General features: G+C 67.9%; 18 protein-coding genes and 1 riboswitch. Of the genes, 12 read left to right on the forward strand and 6 right to left on the reverse strand.

The features are described 5' to 3' along the window. Positions 1-26 precede the first annotated feature (26 nt). The gene (gene thiE, locus AC6CH3_RS18075) at positions 27-761 is read right to left on the reverse strand and encodes a thiamine phosphate synthase (protein WP_498133734.1); all 735 of its coding nucleotides are present in this window, start codon (positions 759-761) and stop codon (positions 27-29) included. Positions 762-788: 27 nt separating this feature from the next. Beyond that, a riboswitch (TPP riboswitch) is annotated at positions 789-909 on the forward strand. Here thiE and AC6CH3_RS18080 point away from each other — a divergent pair. From AC6CH3_RS18080 to AC6CH3_RS18095, 4 genes are all read left to right on the forward strand, one after another. After that, a complete protein-coding gene (locus tag AC6CH3_RS18080) occupies positions 902-2,383 on the forward strand; it encodes an FAD-dependent oxidoreductase (protein WP_498133735.1) in 1,482 nt (493 codons plus the stop codon). (Overlaps the previous riboswitch by 8 nt.) Beyond that, positions 2,380-2,616, forward strand: coding sequence for a sulfur carrier protein ThiS (thiS, locus tag AC6CH3_RS18085; protein WP_498133736.1), 237 nt, complete (start codon positions 2,380-2,382; stop codon positions 2,614-2,616). The genes AC6CH3_RS18080 and thiS overlap by 4 nt, the downstream gene beginning before the upstream one ends. Before the next feature lie 5 nt (positions 2,617-2,621). Further along, on the forward strand, positions 2,622-3,437 hold the full coding sequence (locus AC6CH3_RS18090; protein ID WP_498133737.1) for a thiazole synthase: 816 nt from the start codon (positions 2,622-2,624) through the stop codon (positions 3,435-3,437). A gap of 68 nt (positions 3,438-3,505) precedes the next feature. Beyond that, positions 3,506-4,177, forward strand: coding sequence for a 4a-hydroxytetrahydrobiopterin dehydratase (locus tag AC6CH3_RS18095; protein ID WP_498133738.1), 672 nt, complete (start codon positions 3,506-3,508; stop codon positions 4,175-4,177). Positions 4,178-4,195: 18 nt separating this feature from the next. Here AC6CH3_RS18095 and AC6CH3_RS18100 read toward each other — a convergent pair whose 3' ends face one another. The 3 genes from AC6CH3_RS18100 to AC6CH3_RS18110 form a co-directional block, all read right to left on the reverse strand. After that, entirely contained in the window at positions 4,196-4,498 is a 303-nt protein-coding gene (locus AC6CH3_RS18100) for a hypothetical protein (protein WP_498133739.1), read from the reverse strand. Positions 4,499-4,506: 8 nt separating this feature from the next. Continuing rightward, positions 4,507-4,731 carry a DUF3107 domain-containing protein gene (locus tag AC6CH3_RS18105; protein ID WP_205655431.1) on the reverse strand — a complete coding sequence of 75 codons (225 nt, stop codon included), beginning with the start codon at positions 4,729-4,731 and terminating at the stop codon, positions 4,507-4,509. Between the two features lie 77 nt (positions 4,732-4,808). Next, positions 4,809-5,477, reverse strand: a complete 669-nt coding sequence (locus tag AC6CH3_RS18110; RefSeq protein WP_498133740.1) for a TetR/AcrR family transcriptional regulator — start codon at positions 5,475-5,477, stop codon at positions 4,809-4,811. A gap of 84 nt (positions 5,478-5,561) precedes the next feature. On the opposite strand from AC6CH3_RS18110, the gene moeB reads away from it, so the two are divergent. Continuing rightward, the gene (gene moeB / locus AC6CH3_RS18115) at positions 5,562-6,761 is read left to right on the forward strand and encodes a molybdopterin-synthase adenylyltransferase MoeB (RefSeq protein ID WP_498133741.1); all 1,200 of its coding nucleotides are present in this window, start codon (positions 5,562-5,564) and stop codon (positions 6,759-6,761) included. Between the two features lie 42 nt (positions 6,762-6,803). On the opposite strand, the gene AC6CH3_RS18120 is transcribed toward moeB, so the two are convergent. Together AC6CH3_RS18120 and AC6CH3_RS18125 are read right to left on the reverse strand one after the other, a co-directional pair. Then, positions 6,804-7,499, reverse strand: a complete 696-nt coding sequence (locus AC6CH3_RS18120; RefSeq protein WP_498133742.1) for a DUF4352 domain-containing protein — start codon at positions 7,497-7,499, stop codon at positions 6,804-6,806. 202 nt (positions 7,500-7,701) lie between these two features. After that, positions 7,702-9,051, reverse strand: a complete 1,350-nt coding sequence (locus AC6CH3_RS18125; protein WP_498133743.1) for a glutamyl-tRNA reductase — start codon at positions 9,049-9,051, stop codon at positions 7,702-7,704. A gap of 157 nt (positions 9,052-9,208) precedes the next feature. On the opposite strand from AC6CH3_RS18125, the gene hemE reads away from it, so the two are divergent. The 7 genes from hemE to hemC all read left to right on the forward strand — a co-directional run bounded on the left by hemE (position 9,209) and on the right by hemC (position 15,960). Beyond that, on the forward strand, positions 9,209-10,303 hold the full coding sequence (gene hemE / locus AC6CH3_RS18130; RefSeq protein ID WP_498133744.1) for a uroporphyrinogen decarboxylase: 1,095 nt from the start codon (positions 9,209-9,211) through the stop codon (positions 10,301-10,303). 3 nt (positions 10,304-10,306) lie between these two features. Beyond that, entirely contained in the window at positions 10,307-11,854 is a 1,548-nt protein-coding gene (locus AC6CH3_RS18135; RefSeq protein ID WP_498133745.1) for a protoporphyrinogen/coproporphyrinogen oxidase, read from the forward strand. Between the two features lie 439 nt (positions 11,855-12,293). Next, complete coding sequence (locus AC6CH3_RS18140) at positions 12,294-12,683, forward strand: hypothetical protein (RefSeq protein ID WP_498133746.1); 390 nt, start codon at positions 12,294-12,296, stop codon at positions 12,681-12,683. Positions 12,684-12,750: 67 nt separating this feature from the next. Next, positions 12,751-12,921 carry a hypothetical protein gene (locus AC6CH3_RS18145; protein WP_498133747.1) on the forward strand — a complete coding sequence of 57 codons (171 nt, stop codon included), beginning with the start codon at positions 12,751-12,753 and terminating at the stop codon, positions 12,919-12,921. Between the two features lie 104 nt (positions 12,922-13,025). Next, positions 13,026-13,727, forward strand: coding sequence for a hydrogen peroxide-dependent heme synthase (hemQ, locus tag AC6CH3_RS18150; protein WP_498133748.1), 702 nt, complete (start codon positions 13,026-13,028; stop codon positions 13,725-13,727). Next, positions 13,724-14,965 carry a ferrochelatase gene (locus AC6CH3_RS18155; protein ID WP_498133749.1) on the forward strand — a complete coding sequence of 414 codons (1,242 nt, stop codon included), beginning with the start codon at positions 13,724-13,726 and terminating at the stop codon, positions 14,963-14,965. Before hemQ ends, AC6CH3_RS18155 begins: the two co-directional genes overlap by 4 nt. Beyond that, entirely contained in the window at positions 14,962-15,960 is a 999-nt protein-coding gene (gene hemC / locus AC6CH3_RS18160; protein WP_498133750.1) for a hydroxymethylbilane synthase, read from the forward strand. The genes AC6CH3_RS18155 and hemC overlap by 4 nt, the downstream gene beginning before the upstream one ends. Positions 15,961-15,971: the final 11 nt, after the last annotated feature.

Raw genomic sequence — 15,971 nt, forward strand, 5'->3', positions numbered from 1 at the left:
CCTAGCCAGCTATTGGCCTAGCCAGATCATGACCGCGCAGAGGACGACGACTGGCGATCCATGCCGTCCGCTCCAGCAGGTCCGGCCGTTCCGGCGTCCAGGGCAGCAGTCAGTTCCGCCGCGGCAGCCGCCGGGTCCGGCGCCTCGGTGATGGCCCGGACCACCACGATGCGCTCTGCGCCCGCCGCGACCACCTGTTCCACATTGCTGAGATCGATCCCGCCAATGGCGAACCACGGAAGACGCCGGCCGCTTTCCCCGTCGGCGCTGCCCACAGCCCCGGCTGCATACCGGACGAGATCAAGTCCGACGGCGGCCCTCCCGGGTTTGGTGGGGGTGGCCCACACCGGGCCGACACAGAAGTAGTTAAGGCCTTGCGGTGCCTGTGCGGCCGCGATGGCGGCATCAATCTGTTCGGGGGAATGGGTGGAGAGCCCGATCGCCGCAGAGTCGTCCAGCAGCTTCCGTGCGGAGGGCAGCGGCAGGTCCTTCTGGCCGATGTGAAAGACCGGAGCCTCCGCCAGCGAAGCGATGTCCGCCCGGTCATTGACGGCCCAGAGCCGGCCATGCCGGGAAGCGGCCTGGCGCAGTACTGACAGGAGTTCGAGTTCCTCGGCCGCCTCGATGGTTTTGTCCCTCAGCTGGATGATGTCCACTCCACCGGCGAAGGCCGCATCGACGAAATCGGCGAAGTCGCCCCGCTCCTTACGGGCATCGGTGCAAAGGTACAGGCGGGCTTCATGGATGTCAGGCACGGTCATGACAACCAGCCTAGTTCCTCTAAACTGGGCTGGTACCGCGGGAGCCCGCTGCAGCTGTCACAAAAGGCGCAGGGCTGAGAGGGCGTAAGAGCCGACCGCTTGACCTGATCCGGTTAGTACCGGCGTAGGGAAGGATTTCCATGAACCTTGGAACCGGCGGGAACAATTCTGCCGTATCGCTGGTCCACGCTGATGTGGCCGTGATTGGCGGCGGCGTGATCGGCCACGGGATCGCATGGGAGGCGAGACGCTCCGGACGGTCCGTGGTCCTCATCGACAAGGAGCCCGGGACAGGCGCGAGCTGGGCTGCCGCGGGGATGCTGGCCCCTGTCAGCGAGCTGCATTATCAGGAGGAGGACCTCCTGGAGCTCATGCTCGAATCCTCGGCCCGGTGGCCCGGCTTCGCGGCGGCGCTCACCGGTGGCGGTGCCGGCCGCGACACGGGGTATCTGGCGACGCCGACCATCGCCGTGGGCGCGGACCCTGCCGACCGCCGCGCACTGATGGACCTGCGTGAAGTCCAGCTGGCCGCCGGCCTGGCAGTCGACCCGCTGACCATCCGTGAGGCGCGGCTGCGGGAGCCGCTGCTGAGCCCCGGCATTTCCTGCGCGCTGGACATCCCGGCGGACCATCAGGTCGATCCGCGGAAACTGGTGGCGAGTATTGCAGCTGCCCTCGCCTGCCATGAACCCGGCTCGCGGACTGCCGTGGCCGGCGCCGAGAACGGCTACGCGGTCCGTGACAACGCCACCGGGCTGCTCTGGGATAGGGGCCAGCACGACGGACACGACGACAGGGGCCAGGACGACGGACACGACAGGGGCCACGGCAACGGACACGACGGCGGACGGGTCACGGGTGTCCGGCTTGCAGGCGGCGGCGCCGTGCTGGCCGCTGAAACGGTGGTGGCAAACGGTCTCGGTGCAGCCTCGTTGGACGGGCTGCCGGAGGGACTGAAGCTGCCCCTGCGACCGGTGTACGGCGATATTCTCAGGCTCAAGGTTCCGGACCGGCTCCGTCCGCTGCTGACCGCTACCGTCCGGGGCATGGTCCGTGGCATCCCCGTCTACCTTGTTCCGCGGCAGGACGGCACTGTGGTTATTGGCGCCACCCAGCGGGAGGACGGACAGGCCGCGCCCAGCGCCGGCGGGGTTTACCAGCTGCTCAGGGATGCCCAGGTGCTGGTGCCCGCGGTGGCCGAACTGGAGCTCATCGAAGCGACGGCCCGGGCGCGGCCCGGCACGCCGGACAACGCGCCCCTGCTGGGCCGCGTTGCCGCCGGATCCAAACCCGCCGCCGGATCCAAACCCGCGGCCGGGTCCAAACCTGCCGCCCGCTCCAAACCCGAGGCCGGCTGCGAAGCTTCCGGCGGCGAGCAGGGGCCCGACGCAACAGTGCCCGGACTGATCATCGCCACCGGGTTCTTCCGGCACGGCGTCCTGCTGACGCCCGCCGCCGCCGTCATCTGCCGCGAGCTGATGGACGGCGTGGAGGACAGCCGCTGGGAGGCCTTCCGTCCCGGTCGGTTCTCCGCCGAACGGACCGCCGGAGCCGGCAGTGCCCCGCCGGGCACCGCCGGTTCGAACACAGTCACATTTGACCAGGAGAAGGAACCCGCATGAACATCACACTGAACGGCAACGCCCACGCCGTGGGGGCAGACGCCTCGGTCACCACGCTTGTCAGCGAGGTCACCGGGCGGGACCTGGCCGCCAATGGGCACGCCACCGACGGCCAGCGGCTCGGGGTGGCAGTGGCACGCAACGCGGAGGTAGTACCCCGCAGCCTGTGGCACAGCACGGCACTCGCCGAGGGTGACGAGATCGAGCTTGTGACGGCAGTTCAGGGAGGATAAGGACCATGACTGAAACAACGGCAACACCGCCTGGAACGGCTGCGGACGCAGCTGACCGCCTCATCATTGACGGCGTCGAACTGACCTCGCGGCTCATCATGGGCACGGGCGGCGCCCCGAGCCTGGACGGGCTGGGGGCGGCGCTCCTGGCGTCCGGCACCGAACTGACCACGGTGGCCATGCGGCGCTATTCGCCGGCCGAGACAGGGTCCCTGTTCCAGCTGCTCCTGGACCACAACATCCGCGTGCTCCCGAACACCGCGGGCTGTTTTACGGCCCGCGACGCCGTCATGACGGCGGAGCTCGCCCGCGAGGCTTTGGAGACTGACTGGGTCAAGCTGGAAGTCATCGCCGATGAACATACCCTCCTGCCGGACGCGGTGGAACTCGTGGACGCCACCGAACAGCTGGTCAACCGCGGGTTCAAGGTCTTCGCCTACACCAATGACGATCCCGTCCTGGCGTTGCGTCTTGAAAACCTGGGCGCTGCGGCAGTCATGCCCCTGGGCTCGCCGATCGGGACCGGCCTGGGAATCCTCAATCCCCACAACATCGAACTGATCGTCTCCCGTGCCTCCGTCCCGGTAGTCCTGGACGCCGGCATAGGCACCGCATCGGATGCGGCCCTGGCCATGGAGCTGGGCTGCGATGCCGTGCTCCTCGCCACCGCCGTGACCCGGGCACAGAACCCGGTACTCATGGGCGAAGCCTTCAAACACGCCGTTATCGCCGGTAGGCTGGCGAAAGCGGCCGGGCGGATCCCGCGCCGCGAGCATGCACTGGCGTCATCGGCCATGGAAGGCCGGGCCGAGTTCCTCTAGCCCGGACACCCGCGGGGCGCGGACGCCACGGCAGGCTCACTCAACCAACCCGCGCCAAGGAGGCAGCCGTGGCCGCCAGGGACGACATCCTCACCCGCCCCCAGATCGACGCGGCACTCGCGGACCTGCCGGACTGGCGTTACCGCCTCGGCGGCCTGGTGACGGTCTTCAAGACGCCGACGGCGGCCGGCGCGCTCGACCTGATTGCCGCCGTCGGGCGCCTTGCCGAGGAAAGTGACCACCACCCCGACCTGGATTGGCGCTACAACCGGGTGTTCATCCGGTTCAGCTCCCACGACGTCGGAGGCGAGGTAACGGCACGTGACACCGGCGCTGCGGCGTCGGTCAGTCAAGCTGCCGCGGCGGCAGGCGCGGAGGCCCAGCCCGGCCTGTACCGGACGGTGGACATCGGCATCGAGACGGCGGACGCAGAAGAGATTTCCGAGGTCTGGCGTGTCGCGTTGGGCTACCGCAAGGGCCGGTTCGGGCACCTCGTGGACCCGTACGGCCGTGGCCCCGGAGTGTCGTTCCGGCAGGGGCCGGCGCCGGACGGCAACCGCCTCTGCGTGGACATCCACCGGTCCAAGGCCGAATCCGGCCCTGTCCTGGAGAAGGTGGCGGCGACCGGCGCCTCAACGAACAGTGACCACGCACCCCATCGGGTGGTGGTCACTGATGCTCAAGGAAACCGGTTGTGCCTCTGCACCGAGGAAGGCCACGGACCGGACCTCGGGGAGTGACCACCCGGGCCCAAGCCGCTACTTCTTAAGCGCTGCCGTGAGCCGTTGCGTGTCCCGTTTTGCACGCACCCTGCCCAGGTAGCCGGCCACCGCCACGGCCGCGGCTGCGCCGGCCACCATCGGAAGAATCCACGGAATCCAGGTCAGGCCAGGCTGGTAGCCAAGGCCGGCGGCCATGCAAATGATCCACGCCAGCATCCCCACTGCCGTGGCCACGCCGGCCGGCAGGAACATGCCGTACTTGGCGTGGCGCCGGTCATTGGCCCAGACGATGAAGCCCGCAGTCACGGTGACCAGTGCGACGATAACGAGGGACAGCACTTCCTGTCCTAGAGTGCGCCGAAGCCGACCCGGCGGACTTCTTCCGCGCCGATCTCGACGTAACCCAGCACGTTGGCCGGCACAATGATCTGGCGGCCCTTCTCGTCGCTCAGGCGCAGCTCGGTGCCCTTGGCGAGGGATTCTGCTACGACCTTGGCCACAGCGTCAGCATCCTGGGCCGATTCCAGCACAATTTCACGGCCGATGTTCTGAATGCCGATCTTTACTTCCACAGCAAGGCCTCCCAGCCAATCAAGGTTGATGCAATTCCAGTTGATGCAATTCCAAAGGGTAGTTCTCCCTTTGTAGTCTAGGTCTCCTTGGGGAAGCGAGAGATTCCGCGCCAAGCTAAACGGTAGATCAGGTCGCTGGCCACATCGATGTCCAGGTTCCCGTCGGTTTCGAGCCAGTAGCGCGCGCTTACCTGGGCCATTCCGGCAAGTGCCCTGCCCAGCAGCTGCGCTTCCAGGTGCGGGAGCTTGGTGTCTTCGGCTATGACGTGCGCGATGGCGTCGGCAAAGGTCTTGTTGAAGGTCTCCAGACGCGAGCTGACATCCGGATCGTTGATCAGGTCCGATTCGAAGACAAGCCGGTGCGCCTGGTCGTCGCTGTCGATGAAGCGGTAATAGGCCCGCATGACGGCCTGGACCCGTTCCTTGTTATCGGTGGTGGAGTTCAGCGCTCCCATCATGAGGTCGGTGAGGACACCCAGGTGGCTGTCCAGGAGTGCCAGGTACAGCTCGCGTTTGGAGGGAAAGTGCTGGTAGAGCACCGGTTTGCTCACATGGGCCGTTTCCGCGATCTCATCCATGGCGGCACCGTGGTAGCCGTTGGCAACGAAGACCTCCTGGGCGGCAGTCAGCAGCTGGGCACGGCGTTCATCGCGGGGCAGCCTGGCTGACCGCTGCCCGGTGGCGCGGGTTGCGCCTGCAGGGGACTGCGTACCCTGGGGTCGGTCAACCGGTGCATCGTGAATCACTGTGGGCCTTCTTTCCGTTTCAGTTAACTTCACTTTACCCGGAGGTAATATGACCCAGCGGTATCTTCAGGCATACATTGAAGTATGGCTTTTCCGTCCACCGCAAATGCAACCCGCACCCCACCGGCTCCCCTCGTCGAACCGGCGCCCGGCCTTTCGCCAGATGAGGTGGAGCGGTACTCCCGGCATCTCATCATTCCGGAGATCGGCACACTCGGCCAACGCCGCCTGAAGAACGCCCGCGTCCTGGTGATCGGGGCCGGGGGGCTCGGCTCGCCGGCCCTGCTCTACCTTGCCGCTGCGGGCGTGGGGACCATCGGGATCATCGACGACGACGATGTTGACCTGAGCAACCTGCAGCGCCAGATCATCCACGGCGTCGCAGACGTAGGGCGGCCCAAAATCGAGTCGGCGCGCGATGCCATCGCGGCCCTGAACCCGCTGGTGGACGTTCGCCTGTACGACGTCAGGCTGGACTCCTCCAATGCCCTGGAGCTGTTCTCCGGCTACGACCTCATCCTTGACGGGGCAGACAACTTCGCCACCCGCTACCTGGTCAACGATGCCGCGGCCATCCTCGGGAAGCCCTACGTCTGGGGTTCGATCTTCCGTTTCGACGGCCAGGTCAGCGTGTTCTGGGAAAAGCACGGCCCCACTTACCGGGACCTGTATCCGGAGGCTCCGCCGGCGGGTTCGGTGCCCTCCTGCGGCGAGGGCGGCGTGTTCGGGATGCTGTGCGCGGCGGTCGGATCCCTGATGGTGACGGAGGCAGTCAAGCTGATCACCGGCGTCGGGCGTTCCCTGCTAGGCCGGGTGGCGCTCTATGACGCTCTGGGCGGCAGCTGGCGCGAAATCAGGGTGGCGAAGGATCCGGCAGCCCCTCCGATCACCGAACTGACGGACTACGAGGCATTCTGCGGAATCACCCCGCCGGAAGCCACAGACACGGAACACACCGTTACGGCCACGCAGCTGGCCACGATGCTGGCCTCCCGCGAGGCAGGACTAAAGGACTTCGAGCTCGTAGACGTCCGCGAGGCGGGGGAGTTCGACATCGTCAGGATCAACGGCTCCGTCCTCATCCCGCAGGGCAGGATCCTGTCCGGCGAGGCGTGGGGCGAGCTGCCGCAGGACAGGGACATTGTCTTCCACTGCAAGTCGGGGGCCCGGTCCTCCGCGGTGCTGTCCGCGGCCAGGAAGGCCGGCTACCGGCGCGTGAGCCATCTCGACGGCGGCATCCTCGCCTGGGTCAGGGACGTGGAGCCCCAGAAGCCCGTTTACTGACGGAGCCCCTTACTGACGGGAGCGGCAGGCAGGGGAGAACGCTCACGGCCGCTGCACGCCGCTTGCCAGCGGCGGCAGCGACAGCACCTGTGTCCGGCCCTGCCACGGATCGGTGTATTCCAGCTCCATGCCTGTGGAGCCGGAGGGGGCGAGATAACTGATCCAGTGGTGTTCCGTTGCGCCCGGGGCGATCGTCCCGGAGTTGCGGCCGGCGTCCTGGGGAGTGACAGTAGTGGCGGACGGGGCCAGTTTCAGCCGGAGCTGGCCGGGGCTGAACAACACCGGCTCCGGACTCGAGTTACCCAGTTCCACCTCAACCAGGACCACGTCGCCCCACGTCAGGTTCACCGGCTGTGGCCACGCCGGGTCCGCCGGGGCTCCGCCGCCGTGGCCGTGGGGGTCCGCGGGGACGTCTGCCACGCTCGCGGCGCGCTGGAACCCCGCTGCCAGCGCAGCACTCCCGGCCCGAGGGCCGGGTCCGCTGAGCCGGGCAGCGGCGGCTTCCACGGAGCGGAACGCTCGGTGGCCCTGCGCATCCAGCCGGGCGAGGCGGCCCGCCCGGGTGACGGACAGGGAACCAAAGGCTGTGTCCATGCGCGTAGCTGCAAAGGGGGCGCTGCGGGACACCGCGCCGTAGGTCCCGCCGGCCATCAGCAGGACGGCGCCGCCTCCGACGATCAGTCCGAACTGGCGGCGGCTCAGGACCGGGATGGAAATCGTGCGGGAATCAGGATTCACTGCTCGCACCCCCAATAGGTTTCACAAGTGACATCCATGCTCCGCATGGAGCCTGTGGAAACCTTGCAGGATCCTTGGAGACCGGCGGCAGAGCAGGGGCAGCGCAGCGGCGGCGTACCGGCAGCGCGAGAGGGCGTCCCGGGAGGGCGTCCCGGGAGGGGCGGATTATGGAGGGCCCGGACTCTGCAGGTGAGGGGCCCGCTTAGGCGGAGTTCCTCTGGGCGTCTGCTTCGGGAAGCCCGGCAGCGGCAAGCTGGATGTGGTCAACGGGGCACTCGGCCTTGGATGCGGCGGCGGGCTGTTCCACGGTGATGCCGTACAGGGTTTCCAAGGCGGCCACATAGTCGTCCTGCTGGCCGTTGGCGGCCAGCTCCCTGGCCCGGACAGTGGGCACGTGGAGCAGCTGCTTCACCATGCGGCGCAAGGCGAACTCGACTTCTTCGGCCGCGGCGGTGCAGCCGTGACGGGCCCGCACCTTCTCCATCTCCGCGTCGAGCACATTCATGGTGTGGCGGCGGAGTGCCACGATGGCCGAGTCCACGGACCGTGCCTCGCGCTCCTGTTCGAAAGCCGCCGCTGCGCTGGAGACGATGCTACTGGCCTGGGCCAGGGATTCCGCCTGCTCCTCGGGAGCGGCGAGGCGGACGGATTCCAGCGTGAGGAGTTCAACGCCGTCGAGCTCTCCGACCGCAGGATCGAAATCATGCGTGAGTGCCAGGTCGATGGCGATCAGGGGACGGGCGGATCCGGCACGCACCTCGGCCAGTTCCGCTGCCTCAACCCTGGTGTCCGATCCGCTGCAGCCGATCATGACGTCGGCGGCGGCAACGGCGGGGTGGAGCGTGTCGCCGTCGAGCGCCGTTCCGCCGCGCGTTGCCACGAACGTCGCCGCGCGGCCGGAGGATGAAAAGACGGAGATGTCGCGGCAGCCGCGCTCCCGCAGGAGGGCCATGGTGGCGCCTGCGTAGGCGCCGGTGCCGAAGACCACAACTTTCTTAGCGGTCCAGTCGGGATCTTCGGAGAGATCTGTGGCGAGGTCAAGGGCCACGGAGACGATGGACAGGCCGCGGGATCCGAGGGCGGTCTGCGCGCCGACGTCCTTGGCCGTCTTGGACGCGGCCTGGAACAGCCGGATCAGGCCGGAGCTGGCCGTGCCTTCGTGCTGCGCCGTTATCAGGGCCCGCCGCACCTGGCCGGCGATTTCGCGTTCGCCGACGACAGCGGAGTCCAGCCCTGAGCTGACGGCGAACAGGTGGTGGCTGACCTCGGGGCCGGTCCGCGTATTAAAGGACCGGGATACGAGCTGTTCGCTGAGGCCGCTCATCTCGCTGATCTGCCCGACCAGCGCGGCGCGGGCGGCTTCGACGTCGTCCGCGTGCGCCGCCTCGCCGTAAATTTCGTAGCGGTTGCAGGTGGCAAGGACAACGGCACCCGTCACTGCCGGCGATCCGGCGAGGGCGGATGTAGCGATGCCTGAGGAACCGTTGCTAAGTTGAGCGACGGTTTCGAGGTCGATGTCGGCGTGTGTTGCCACCAATGAAAAAAGAACCACAGCAGGACAATCATAGCTTTTTCGCAACGACGTAGAACAACCCTTGGCCGGGATGCCGTATCCGGGCGCCTGTGATTCCTGCCACGCCGCGCCGCCGGGGCAGCGGGATGACAGGCTGTCGTTATCTTTTGGAGGCGATTTTCGGCACAATCAAAGGATGACTTCTAGCGCTGCAACATCAGATGGCACGGTTCTTGATGCAGGCCATCCGCTCATGGACGGGCGCACTGCCGACTCGCCGCTTATCACTGCATACCGGGGCGGCAAGCCCAGCCGCAGGCCCGTGTGGTTTATGCGCCAAGCCGGCCGGTCCCTGCCCGAATACCTGAAGGTGCGCGAGGGCGTAGCCATGCTGGACTCGTGCCTGCGTCCGGAACTCGCCTCGGAGATCACCCTCCAGCCCGTGCGCCGCCACGACGTTGACGCGGCCATATTTTTCTCGGACATCGTCATTCCGCTCAAACTGGCCGGTGTCGGCGTGGATATCGTTCCGGGCGTGGGCCCCGTTCTCGGCAAGCCGGTGCGCACCGCAGCCGACGTTGCTGCCCTGCCCACGCTCACCTGGGAGGCGCTGGAGCCGATCCGCGAAGCCGTCCGCCTGACGGTGGCCCAGCTGGGCAAGACGCCGCTCATTGGTTTCGCCGGAGCGCCCTTCACGCTTGCCGCGTACATGGTCGAGGGCAAACCGTCCCGCGACCACCTCGGCCCGCGCACCATGATGCATGCGGATCCGGAAACATGGACGGCCCTGGCCAACTGGGCCGCCGACGCCTCGGGGCTGTTCCTGCGGGCCCAGCTGGAAGCGGGAGCCTCGGCAGGGCAGCTCTTCGATTCCTGGGCCGGGTCCCTCGGCCTGGCCGACTACACCCGCTTCGTGGCGCCGGCCTCGGCGCGGGCGCTGGACCACGTCCGGCATCTGGGCGCACCGCTGGTCCACTTCGGCACCGGAACGTCCGAGCTCCTGGTCGCGATGCGCGATGTCGGCGTCGACGTCGTCGGCGTGGACTACCGGCTGCCGCTGGAGGAGGCGAACCGCCGGCTGGGCGGCACGGTGCCCCTGCAGGGCAACATCGACCCGGCCCTCCTGTCCGCACCGTGGGAGGTGCTGGAAGCCCATGTCCGGGAGGTCATCGCGTCCGGCGCCTCGGCACCTGGCCACGTCCTGAACCTCGGCCACGGCGTCCCGCCGGAAACGGACCCGGACGTGCTGACGCGCGTCGTAACGTTGATCCACTCCATTTCCCCGGAGTAAGGCATGGAGGCGGGAAGCCCACCGGCGCCGGGACAGACCGCCCTGGTGGTGGGTGGCGGCATCTCGGGTCTGCTTGCAGCACGGGAACTTGCACAGGCCGGAGCGGCCGTCACACTGCTGGAAGCCACGGACTCGTGGGGCGGCTGCGTCGGCCGGCATGAGGTTGCCGGGCTCGCCCTGGACAGCGGCGCCGAATCGTTCGCCACGCGGTCGAGCGCAGTGGCCGATCTCGCCCGCGAGCTGGGCCTCGGCGATGCCATCGTGGCACCCCACCCCGGCGGTGCCTGGGTGCAGCTGCCGGAAGGGCCGCGCGAACTTCCCAAGACCGGCGTCCTCGGGATACCGGCAAACCCCTGGGACCCGGAGGTGCGCCGCTCTCTGGGGATCGCCGGATCACTACGTGCGTCGCTTGACAGGATCCTGCCCGCCTCAGTGGGGACCACCGCCGACGTCACGAGTGTTTCCGCCCTGGTCATGGCCAGGATGGGGCGGCGCGTGCTCACGCGGTTGGTCGAGCCGGTCGTTGGCGGTGTGCACTCGGCCGACCCCGCTCTCCTGGACGTGGACATGGTGGCGCCTGGCCTCCGCGCCGGAATTGCCCGGCACGGTTCGTTGGCGGCCGCTGTTGCTTCGCAGCGTCGCGCCCCCGCCCAAGCTGCCGCTGCCCAGGCTGCCGGCGGCAAGGCAGGCGCCCAAGCCGCTGGTGGCGCCAAGGCAGGCTCGGCGGTCGCCGGGCTGAAAGGCGGCATGCACACCATGGTGTCGGCTCTCGTGGCGGACCTCAGCCGGCGTGGCGTGATGATGGTCCCCGGCAGCCGGGCCCGTTCGGCCACGCGGACCCAGGATGGCTGGCGCATCGTCACGGACGCCGCAACACTCGGTAATGAATCAGGCAGCCACCCCAGCGGCCCGGGGGCCACGACGTACGACGCCGGCCTGCTGGTGGTCGCGCTCGACGGTCCCTCAGCCATCGGACTGCTTGAGGACGCGGTGCCGGCCCTGGCCGGCCACCGGCCCGGCCCCGGGCCGGAAGTGAAACTGGTGACGCTCGTCGTCGACCTCCCGGAGCTGGACCGGCGCCCTCGCGGAACGGGCATCCTGGTGGCTCCCCAGACTCCCGGAATCCGGGCCAAGGCGCTCACCCATGCGACGGCCAAGTGGGACTGGCTGGCTACGGAAGCCGGGCCGGGGCGGCATGTTGTGCGGCTCTCGTATGGCCGCAGCGACGGAGCCGCGCCCAAGGGGACGGACCGGACATCGCACAACGCCGCCGCATGGCCGGACCCGGACTTGCTGGACCTCGCCCTGCAGGACGCGTCCGCCCTGCTCACGGTGCCTGTGACGGCGGACAGCCTTGTGGGCTGGGATGTGGTCTCCTGGGCCGGGGCCCTTCCGTTCGCCGCTGTCGGGCACCGCCAACGGGTTGCCGAAGTCCGCCGCATCTGCGGGGACAGCGACGGACTCATGCTGGTGGGCGGCTGGCTCGCCGGAAACGGACTGGCTGCCGTGGTGGCAGACACCAGGAAGCAGCTGCGCGGTTTTCTGGAGTAATCCCAGGCTCCGGCACGGACAGTACGGTCCTTGAAATCAGCGCCTTTCATACCCGCTCGCCCTGCCGTCCGCAAGTTTTTCTTCCCGCCGTTTTGTGTCTAGGGTCGATAACTATGGTCGATCAGAAGTCGGAAAACTTTCGTACGCTGACCGGTAACCATGGGGGACTTCGACGCGGCACGGCAGCAGTTGCGCTCGGAGCGGTACTGGTCTTATCCGCAGGCGTCCCTGCATCCAACGCTGCAGCCCCAACATTGTTGGCGGACGCGGGGGACGTCACCCCGTCAAGCACCGACGCGAACACTGCGACGGAGCCGGCCGCCGACGCTGACGAGTCCTTACTGCAGGTCAGGGCGGCAGTGTCTGACACCCTCAGCCTCGAGGCCTGGGCAGGCACGGTCCTGGGCGATGACGAGGACGACGAGGACGACGACGAAGATTGGTCAGCCTCGCCCGCGCCGACGGATTCATCCACGAGTCCCTCGTTCTCACCCTCCGCCACCCCCGTCCCCACCATTCCCGTGCCGACGCTGCCTGGAACACCTCTCCCGACGACAGCGCCGGCACCCTCACCTTCCAGCACATCCACGTCTGGTCCGTCCGAGACGTCGTCGCCTGCGCCCACCGCGTCGCAGCCTGGCTTCTCACCGGCGGCCACGGCTCCGGCGCCCGCTGTGCAGAATGCGCCGGCAGCCCAGCCTGGAACTGTGACTCAGCCCGGCGCGGCGACCCAGCCGGCACCGGCAGTACAGCCCGCACCGGCAGAGCAGCCAGCACCGGCCAGCGGCCCGCCAGCCGAAAGCCCGGCGTCCGCGGGTTCCACAGCTGACAGCAGGACGAGCGGCGCCCTGAGTATTACCTCCGGGGCGTGGGGCTCCTCCCGCTCCGCCGGCCCGATGAACATGGGAACAATCGATTCCCGGTACTCCGTTAGCAGGCCAAGCAGCGCGGTCCTCGGTTCGTCACCGGCCGACTCCGCTTCGCCGCTGGTCTGGGTCGGGGCCGGGCTCGTCGTGCTCGCCGGGGCAGCCGGACTCGTGGCATACAAAATCCGCAGGGCTCTGTAACGAAAAGTCCAGTAGACGACCTGCACTGTGAAATACCCCACTTCTACGCTCTGTAGAAGTGGGGTTTTTCGACTTGGACGCACGGAACGGGCAGACTTGTACCCATGAGCCACACTCCTGCCGAATCTGTCACCAAAACCGAAGAATCAGCCGAGCAGTTCTTCACCCTCTGGACCGTCTTCAAGCGCTCCGCAGACGTCCTCCGCAGCGCAGATGCTGCAGAGGATTTCGATGCCCTGGTTGCGCGCCTGGCCGAGGGCGGGGTGACCCACCGCGGAAGCTACGACGTCTCCGCCATGCGTGCCGATGCCGACGTCATGGTCTGGCTGCACGGGCCCAAGCCAGAGGCGCTGCAGCAGGCCATCCGGGATATCCGCCGCAGCAAGCTGTTCGCCGGAACCGAACTGGTGTGGTCCGCCATGGGCGTGCACCGCGAAGCGGAATTTGCCAAGAACCACACGCCGGCCTTTTCCCGCGGTGTGGAACCGGCCGAATGGCTTTGTGTTTACCCCTTCGTCCGGTCCTACGAGTGGTACCTGCTGCCCGACGAAGAGCGCGGCAAGATGCTCCGGGACCACGGCCTGCTCGGCCGCGACTTCCCCCAGGTCATCTCGAATACCGTCTCCTCGTTTGCGCTCGGCGACTGGGAATGGATCCTGGGGCTGGAAGCCCCCGAGCTCGTCGATCTGGTGGACCTGATGCGCCACCTGCGTTCCACGGAGGCCCGCAACCACGTGCGCGAGGAAATTCCCTTTTACACCGGACGGCGCATCACCGCCGGGGAGATTGCCGAGGTGCTGGCATGAGCCCGCTGGATCCCCAGGAGTCTTCCGTTGCGGTAAACCCGGTGACGGAGGCCGGCCGGATGGCGCCCAAGGAGTACGATGCCGTTCTCCTCGCATCCTTCGGTGGCCCCGAGGGGCAGGACGATGTCATTCCCTTCCTGCGCAATGTCACGCGCGGCCGCGGCATTCCGGATGAGCGGCTCGAAGAGGTGTCGCACCACTACCGTGCCAACGGCGGCATCAGCCCGATCAACCAGCAGAACCGCGAACTCAAAGCGGCTCTGGAAGCGGAGCTGGCCCGCCGGGGCATCGACATGCCGGTGCTGTGGGGCAACCGGAACTGGGATCCGTACATCCCGCAGACGCTCCGCGACGCCTACGACGCCGGCCACCGGAAGCTGCTCATGCTCACCACGAGTGCCTACTCCTGTTACTCCAGCTGCCGCCAGTACCGCGAGGACATCGGCATGGCGCTGACCGAAACAGGCCTCGACGGCAAACTCGAGGTGGACAAAGTGCGGCAGTACTTTGACCACCCAGGTTTCGTCGAGCCCTTCATCGAAGGCACGGCCGCCGGTATCGCCGACGTCCGCGCCCAGCTCACCGCAGCCGGAACGCCGGACGCCCCCATCCACGTTCTCTTTGCCACGCACTCCATCCCGACGCGCGACGCCGACGCTGCCGGAAAGTCCCCCGATGAGCCCCGCGGGTTCGCCGAGGGCTCAGCCTACGTTGCGCAGCATCTGGCAACGGGCACCGAAGTCATGCGCAGGGTGGAAGAGGCATCCGGCCTTTCCGCCCCGTGGTCCCTCGTGTACCAGTCGCGCTCCGGCGCCCCGCACGTGCCCTGGCTCGAGCCCGACATCAACGACGCCATCGAGGACCTCTCCAAGGAGGGCGTCAAGGGCATCGTGATTGTTCCGCTGGGCTTCGTCAGCGACCACATGGAAGTGGTCTGGGACCTTGATACGGAAGCGCTGGAGACCTGCGCGAACCTTGGGCTTGCGGCCACCCGCGTTCCGACGCCGGGCACCCACCGCCGTTTCGTCAACGGACTGGTGGACCTCATCTGCGAACGCACCGTGGCGAACAACATCGGGGACCGCCCGGCAGCCACAGAGCTGGGTCCCTGGTACGACGTCTGCCGCCCCGGCTGCTGCGCCAACTTCCGCGGCGAAAAGCCGACCATTGCGGGCGCCGACACCACGGTGGGCATCGGCCACGACGCTTATCCTTCAGCAAGTCAGGACACGCAGTGACCATTCGGATCGGCACCCGGGCCAGCAAGCTCGCGCTCACCCAGACGCAGCAGACCGCCGACCTGCTGGCCGCCGTCGGGGGCTTTCCCGTCGAGCTCGTGCACATCAGGACCGAGGGGGACGTCCTCAAGGGCTCGCTGTCGCAAATGGGAGGCACCGGCGTCTTCGTTGCCGCGCTCCGCGACGCCCTGCTGCGCAATGAATGCGACGTCGCCGTGCATTCCCTGAAGGACCTCCCGACGGGGCCGGCTGCCGGGCTGACCCTTGCCGCGACTCCGCCCCGCGTGGATGTCCGCGACGTGCTGTGCGCCCGTGACGGCCTCAAACTGGCGGACCTGCCCAAAGGCGCACGCGTGGGCACGGGTTCACCCAGGCGCGCCGCGCAGCTCCGGGCTGTCCGTCCCGACCTGGACATCGTGGACATCCGCGGGAATGTGGACACGCGTCTGGGGCGCGTCCCGGGACTGCCGGGCAACGCCACCGAGGCAGTGGTGGCCGGAAAGTCGTGTGACCTGGATGCCGTTGTCCTGGCCGCTGCCGGCCTGGAGCGCATCGGCCGGCTGGACACCGTCACCGAATACCTGGAAACGGACGTCATGCTGCCGGCCGCCGGACAGGGATCGCTGGCCATCGAATGCCGCACGGCTGAGGCCCCCCGCCAGGCAGGCTCCGCCGCGGGGTCGCAGGGCGCCCTCGCACAGGCACTTGCGGCCCTTGATGACCAGGACACCCGGCTGGCCATTACCGCAGAGCGGGCACTGCTTGCCCGGCTCGAGGCCGGCTGCGCAGCCCCTGTGGGCGCCTATGCCTACCGCAAGGGCAGCATGCTGCACCTCGAAGCCGTGGTCTGCGCCGTCGACGGCACGGCAACCGTGCGCGACAAGCGGGCCACGGACGGTCTGACTGAAGTCGGAGCCACACTGCTGGGCATTGAGCTGGCCGAGGTCCTCCTGGCTGCCGGGGCTGCCGACATTGCGGACCTGACGGCGTCCTGAGAGGCCGGCAG

The organism is Arthrobacter sp. GQ119, from assembly GCF_059759125.1.